Source organism: Streptomyces sp. NRRL F-2664, from assembly GCF_000719345.1.
Taxonomy (GTDB): Bacteria; Actinomycetota; Actinomycetes; order Streptomycetales; family Streptomycetaceae; genus Streptomyces.
Window position 1 is genome coordinate 78,391 of sequence record NZ_JOFX01000029.1, and the last position, 6,339, is coordinate 84,729.

The following is a 6,339-nucleotide window of genomic DNA, read 5'->3' on the forward strand; positions in this document are numbered from 1 at the left end:
AGGACATGCGGCCCGTACCTGTGTGCCTGGCGACTGGCCAGGTCGGATCGGGCAGCCGGGTCGGCGAGATCCGGTTGCGACCAGGACCGGAAGGAGAGAGGGGCCGAAGCGTCCGCGTCATGAGCAGGGACAACGCGCGCGCGATCGCTTTCGACTGCGAAAGTCCCCGGATGGGGGCGCCCGGAACCCTCAGGCTCACCGTCACCTTCGAGAACCAGTGGGAACAAGGGGCCTGGAAGGCCGAGCTGGGGAATGACTACCTGGTCATCGCGCACTCCGCCGCCCGCGCCCTGACGCGGGAACTGAGTTGCCGTGACGGCGGCGGGTTGCCCGAGCAGGCCGCGGCGCTGCCCGCCCCGACATCGTGACCGCCCAGACCGGCAACCGCCTGGCGTCTGCCTCCCTTGCCTTGGCGGTTGGCCTGCTGGCCGGCTGCTCAGACGGGAAGCCGTCGGCCGCGCCGGGGTTGCCCTCCTCCACCTGCTTCGGTGTGTTCACTCCGGCCGAGCTCGCTCCGTTCATGGGCGCCGGTGACGAGGTGCGGGTCGACTCCCCGGGGGACCTCCGCCTGACCGCGGGCCGGGCCAAGCTCCTTTGCAACATCGAAGTCGACGGCAGGTCCCGCTTCACCGCTTCGGCGCAGCGCAGGCCTCAGGGGCAGGAGGTCAGCTGGGGTTCGGAGGTGGAGAAGCACCACCCCGAGGTGCTGCCCTACGCGGAAAACAGCCGGTTGTGGGACAGCGGGGTCATGGTCGTCCTCGGGTGCCCGGGGCCTCCGGAAGCCTTCGACCTCATGCTCTTCATCGATGCCGTACCGGACGAGCTGAAGCAGGAGGAGCGGCGGCCTGCGTTCGCCGCTCTGATGAAGAAGTTCATGGAGTCGACGCGGCAGCAGGCGGGCTGCGGCCCGTAGTACGGCTGAGGAGGCGAAGGCCGTCCGGGGCATGCGCCCGGCCTCGGGCGGCCTTCGTGGTTGCGGCCGTACGGCGGCGAGCCCCCGCGGGGAGGGAGAGGGCCAGGGCTGCAGCGGAGTCGGCATGTGGCGTTCGCAGACCTAGGTCCCCGGGACGAGGTCGGGATCCGTCGAACGGACAGGGTCGAAAGCGGGTCGTGCACCTTACGCTGGGGCGATGAGCGCCCTCGAACCCCGCGTGCCGCAGAAGACCGCGCCCCTTCCCACCCCGCCGCGGGACAGCGGCGTCATGGGGCCCGCGTACCGGACGCTCAGCATCGGGATCATCTCCGTCGTCTTCCTCATCGCCTTCGAGGCGACCGCCGTCGGCACCGCCATGCCCGTCGCCGCGCGGGAGTTGGACGGGATCGGGCTGTACGCCTTCGCGTTCTCCGCCTACTTCACCACCAGCCTTTTCGGCATGGTCCTGGCCGGCCAGTGGGCCGACCGGCAGGGTCCGCTCCGGCCGCTGACCGTCGGGATCGCCGCCTTCGCCGCCGGGCTCGTGGTGTCCGGGACGGCCGGTGCCATGTGGGTGTTCGTGTGTGGCCGGGCCGTGCAGGGCTTCGGCGGCGGGCTGGTCATCGTCGCCCTGTACGTCGTCGTCAGCCGCGCCTACGAGGAGCGGCTGCGGCCCGCGATCATGGCCGCCTTCGCCGCGAGCTGGGTCGTGCCCTCCATCGTCGGGCCGCTGGCCTCCGGTACGGTCACCGAGCACCTCGGCTGGCGGTGGGTGTTCCTCGGCATACCCGCCCTCGTCGTCGTCCCGCTCGTCGTCGCGCTGCCCGCCATCCGCCGGACCGCCTCGGGGCCCGTGGACGGTGAGCCCCGGGCCTTCGACCGGCGGCGCATCCGCCTGGCGCTCGGGATCTCCGTCGGTGCGGGCCTGCTCCAGTACGCCGCCCAGGACCTGCGGTGGCTGTCGCTCGTTCCCGGTGTCGCCGGCGCCGCCCTGCTGGTGCCGGCCGTGCTGGGGCTGCTGCCCAGGGGGACGTACCTGGCCCGGCGCGGCCTGCCGTCCGTGGTGCTGCTGCGCGGGGTGGCCGCCGGGGCGTTCATCGCGGCCGAGAGCTTCGTACCGCTGATGCTGGTCACCCAGCGGGGTCTGAGCCCGACCATGGCCGGCTTCTCCCTCGCCCTCGGCGGGGTCACCTGGGCCGGCGGTTCCTGGGTGCAGTCGCAGGGCCGCACGGCTCCGTACCGGGAACGGCTGATGGTCGTCGGCATGGTGCTGGTCGCGCTGGCCATCGCGGCCGCGCCGGCCGTGCTCGTCGAGTCCGTCCCCGTGTGGTCGCTGGCGTTCGCCTGGGCCGTGGGATGTCTGGGGATGGGCCTGGTGATCGGCTCCACGAGCGTGCTGCTGCTGAAGCTGTCCCCGCCGCAGGAGGTCGGTGCCAACTCCGCCGCCCTGCAGATCTCCGACGCGCTCGCCAACGTCGTGCTGCTCGCCGCCGGCGGCGCCGCCTTCGCCGCGCTCGGCGGCGGAGCGGTCGGTGCCGCGCACGCGGTGACCGCCGGCGGGGCGGGGGCCTCGCACCCTGCCGCGTTCGCGGTGGTGTTCCTGCCGATGGCGTGCGTGGCGCTGGTGGGCGCCTGGGTCGCAACCCGCCTGGAGCCCGCACCGACCCACCCCGCGCAGCCCCTGGCCGGGCCCCACTCCGCGGACGCCTGACCCCGAGCGCACGCCGACCCCTGCGGAGGCCCCGCCCCCGGCGGTGCCCCTGGCCGCGCACGGAATGGGGGTGTGGGGACGGGCCGCGGGTGGTTACGGTCGCGTTCATGAACGAGATCACGATCGCGCTGTCCGGCGACGAATGGGCGGAGTTGGCCGATCTGGCCGATGCCACCGGGCGCCGGCCCGAGGACGTCGTGCGGGAGGCCGTACGGGCCCGCCTGCGGGCCGAGCGGGACGAGGTCGCCGCAGCAGCCGCGCGGCTCGCCGGCCGGCACGCCCCCCTCCTGCGCAGGCTCGGCCGATGACCACGACCGGAGCCCGCCGGCACCTCACCCTCACCGACGTCCTCGCCGTCGCCCGCCACGCCTGCCTGGCCCGGGACCAGACCGTCGAGCTGCGCGCCCCCGGGCTGCTGGAGTCGGCGGTGCACCGGCCGCGCGCCCGCATGTTCGGGACCCCCGCGTACGAGGACCCGTACGAGCAGGCCGCCGCGCTGCTCCACGGCATCGCCACCAACCATCCCCTCGTCGACGGGAACAAGCGCACCGCCTGGCTGGCGGCCGCGACCTTCCTCGCCGTCAACGGCATCGACCTCGCCGACGCCGACCAGGACACCGCCTACGACCTGGTCGTCGACGTGGCAGCCGGCCGCGAGACGGAGGTCACGGCGATCGCCGAACGGCTGCGCCGCGTGTGACGGCCCGGTGTGACGCTCGCCGCACCGCCCGAGGTCACGGGCCTGTCCCTCCGCGAGGGACGGGCCCGCCCCGGTAGGGTGGCCCGGTTGTCCTACGTACGACCGCCTGCCCCGTACCGAGTACGCCGAGAGCACGAACCGGAGACCGTGACTACTACCGCCTCCCACCACCTCTCACCCGCCTTCCCCGGCCGTGCCCCGTGGGGTACCGCCAGCAAGCTGCGTGCCTGGCAGCAGGGAGCGCTGGACCGCTACATCCAGAACCAGCCCCGGGACTTCCTCGCCGTCGCGACCCCCGGCGCAGGCAAGACCACCTTCGCCCTCACCCTCGCCTCCTGGCTGCTGCACCACCACGTGGTGCAGCAGGTGACCGTCGTCGCGCCCACCGAGCACCTGAAGAAGCAGTGGGCGGAGGCGGCGGCCCGGATAGGAATCCGCCTGGACCCCGAATACTCGGCGGGCCCGCTCAGCAAGGACTACCACGGCGTCGCCGTCACCTACGCCGGTGTCGGTGTGCGCCCCATGCTGCACCGCAACCGCTGCGAGCAGCGCAAGACCCTGGTGATCCTCGACGAGATCCACCACGCCGGCGACTCGAAGTCCTGGGGCGAGGCCTGCCTGGAGGCGTTCGATCCGGCGACCCGCCGGCTCGCGCTGACCGGTACGCCCTTCCGCTCCGACACCAACCCGATTCCGTTCGTGACCTACGAAGAGGGCAACGACGGGATCCGGCGGTCCTCCGCCGACTACACCTACGGCTACGGCAACGCCCTCGGCGACGGCGTCGTCCGGCCGGTCATCTTCCTCTCCTACAGCGGCAACATGCGCTGGCGCACCAAGGCGGGCGACGAGATCGCCGCCCGGCTCGGCGAGCCGATGACCAAGGACGCCATCTCGCAGGCCTGGCGCACGGCCCTGGACCCGCGCGGCGACTGGATGCCGAACGTGCTGCGCGCCGCCGACCAGCGGCTCACCGAGGTCCGCAAGGGCATCCCGGACGCGGGCGGCCTCGTCATCGCCTCCGATCAGGACTCGGCGCGCGCCTACGCCAAGCTGATCCGGGAGATCACCGGGACGCGGCCGACCCTGGTGCTCTCCGACGACACCGGCGCGTCCAAGAACATCGACACCTTCAGCGCGAACGACGACCGCTGGATGGTCGCGGTCCGCATGGTGTCCGAGGGCGTCGACGTACCGCGCCTCGCGGTCGGCGTGTACGCGACGACGATCTCCACCCCCCTGTTCTTCGCGCAGGCCGTCGGACGCTTCGTGCGCTCGCGCCGGCGCGGCGAGACGGCGTCCGTGTTCCTGCCGACCATCCCCTACCTCCTCGGCTTCGCCAACGAGATGGAGGTCGAGCGCGACCACGTCCTCGACAGGCCGAAGAAGCAGGGCGAGGAGGACCCGTATGCCGAGTCCGAGAAGGAGATGGACGAGGCGAACCGGCAGGAGGACGAGGACACCGGCGAGGACGAGCAGATGTCCTTCGAGGCGCTGGAGTCCGACGCCGTCTTCGACCGGGTGCTCTACGACGGCGCCGAGTTCGGCATGCAGGCGCACCCCGGCAGCGAGGAGGAGCAGGACTACCTCGGCATCCCCGGGCTGCTGGAGCCGGACCAGGTGCAGATGCTGCTGCAGAAGCGGCAGTCCCGGCAGATCGCGCACAGCCGCCGCAAGCCGGACGCCGAGGCGGACCTGCTGGAGCTGCCGGCCGACCGCCGGCCCGTGGTTTCCCACAAGGAACTGCTGGAACTCCGCAAGTCGCTCAACACGATGGTGGGCGCGTACGTCCACCAGAGCGGCAAGCCGCACGGGGTGATCCACACGGAGCTGCGCCGGGTCTGCGGCGGACCGCCGAGCGCGGAGGCGACGGCGGGACAGATCCGCGAGCGCATCAAGAAGGTGCAGGAGTGGGCGACCCGTATGCGGTGAGTGCGGTGGGTTCGCCCGATACGGGGGACGGGGTCCGTGCGGAGGTTCGCACGGACCCCGTCGTCGTCCCGCCGCTCCCGCTTCTGTACGCATCGTTGTCACGAAACGACATTCGAGGCGATCAGGAAACGGCATAAACAGGTAGCTCGCGCCCGGATTCTGGACGAGCCCTTCCGCTGAGCGGACCTGCTCGCTACATTCCCCGCATCGAACGCACCGTGGCAGCGCCGCCGCGGGAGCGCAGCCGGTGCAATGGCCGCTACCGGCGGCCTCTCCGTGCGCCGCCGCGGGACCGGCGACGCACCGCCCCGAGAGTCACCGCCGCTCACCGAAAGAGGGAGAGGCGTCGTGACCGCGGAAACCTCCCAGACTCTCGACAGAGGGCTCCGGGTCCTCAAACTGCTCGCCGACACCGACCACGGTCTGACCGTCACCGAGCTCTCCAACCGTCTCGGCGTCAACCGCACGGTCGTCTACCGGCTCCTCGCCACCCTCGAACAGCACGCCCTGGTCCGCCGCGACCTCGGCGGCCGGGCACGGGTCGGGCTCGGAGTGCTGCGGCTGGGCCGGCAGGTGCACCCGCTGGTGCGGGAGGCGGCCCTGCCCGCGCTGCGGTCCCTCGCCGAGGACATAGGCGCCACGGCGCATCTGACCCTCGTGGACGGCACCGAGGCGCTCGCCGTCGCCGTGGTCGAGCCGACCTGGACGGACTACCACGTGGCCTACCGGGCCGGCTTCCGCCACCCGCTGGACCGGGGCGCCGCCGGCCGGGCCATCCTGGCCGCCCGTCAGGGCTCCCTCATCGAACCGGGGTACACCCTGACCCACGGCGAGCTCGAAGCGGGCGCCAGCGGGGCCGCCGCGCCGCTCGTGGGCATCAGCGGGCTGGAGGGCAGCGTCGGCGTCGTCATGCTGGCGGACGCCGTGCCGGAGCGGGTGGGGCCGCGCGTGGTGGACGCGGCACGAGAGGTCGCCGACGCGTTGCGCTAGGTGTATTGACCCGCAGTGTTGTTGATTCGGCTGATGGGTGGGTGTCCGTCGAGTGCGGTGTGGCAGCGGTGGTGGTTGTAGGTGTGGAGGAAG

7 protein-coding genes are annotated in these 6,339 nt (G+C 72.5%); all 7 read left to right on the top strand.

Translation table 11 applies throughout. The annotated features are described in order from the left end of the window. The first annotated feature begins 119 nt into the window (after positions 1–119). The 7 genes from IF89_RS46095 (at position 120) to IF89_RS0124000 (ending at position 6,246) form a co-directional block, all read left to right on the top strand. A complete protein-coding gene (locus IF89_RS46095; protein ID WP_158717911.1) occupies positions 120–368 on the top strand; it encodes a hypothetical protein in 249 nt (82 codons plus the stop codon). Between the two features lie 122 nt (positions 369–490). Further along, positions 491–913, top strand: a complete 423-nt coding sequence (locus IF89_RS0123975; RefSeq protein WP_158717912.1) for a hypothetical protein — start codon at positions 491–493, stop codon at positions 911–913. Between the two features lie 217 nt (positions 914–1,130). Continuing rightward, on the top strand, positions 1,131–2,624 hold the full coding sequence (locus IF89_RS0123980; RefSeq protein ID WP_043194322.1) for an MFS transporter: 1,494 nt from the start codon (positions 1,131–1,133) through the stop codon (positions 2,622–2,624). 107 nt (positions 2,625–2,731) lie between these two features. After that, positions 2,732–2,932, top strand: coding sequence for a hypothetical protein (locus IF89_RS0123985; protein WP_030771729.1), 201 nt, complete (start codon positions 2,732–2,734; stop codon positions 2,930–2,932). Further along, a complete protein-coding gene (locus IF89_RS0123990; protein ID WP_030771732.1) occupies positions 2,929–3,324 on the top strand; it encodes a type II toxin-antitoxin system death-on-curing family toxin in 396 nt (131 codons plus the stop codon). Before IF89_RS0123985 ends, IF89_RS0123990 begins: the two co-directional genes overlap by 4 nt. Positions 3,325–3,471: 147 nt before the next feature. Then, positions 3,472–5,256, top strand: a complete 1,785-nt coding sequence (locus IF89_RS0123995; protein WP_030771735.1) for a DEAD/DEAH box helicase — start codon at positions 3,472–3,474, stop codon at positions 5,254–5,256. Between the two features lie 348 nt (positions 5,257–5,604). Then, a complete protein-coding gene (locus IF89_RS0124000; RefSeq protein ID WP_030662724.1) occupies positions 5,605–6,246 on the top strand; it encodes an IclR family transcriptional regulator in 642 nt (213 codons plus the stop codon). Positions 6,247–6,339 lie beyond the last annotated feature (93 nt).

Coding starts and splice junctions, on each gene's coding strand:
- IF89_RS46095 (WP_158717911.1), top strand. CDS start 120: ATGAGCAGGGACAACGCGCGCGCGATCGCTTTCGACTGCGAAAGTCCC.
- IF89_RS0123980 (WP_043194322.1), top strand. CDS start 1,131: ATGAGCGCCCTCGAACCCCGCGTGCCGCAGAAGACCGCGCCCCTTCCC.
- IF89_RS0123985 (WP_030771729.1), top strand. CDS start 2,732: ATGAACGAGATCACGATCGCGCTGTCCGGCGACGAATGGGCGGAGTTG.
- IF89_RS0123990 (WP_030771732.1), top strand. CDS start 2,929: ATGACCACGACCGGAGCCCGCCGGCACCTCACCCTCACCGACGTCCTC.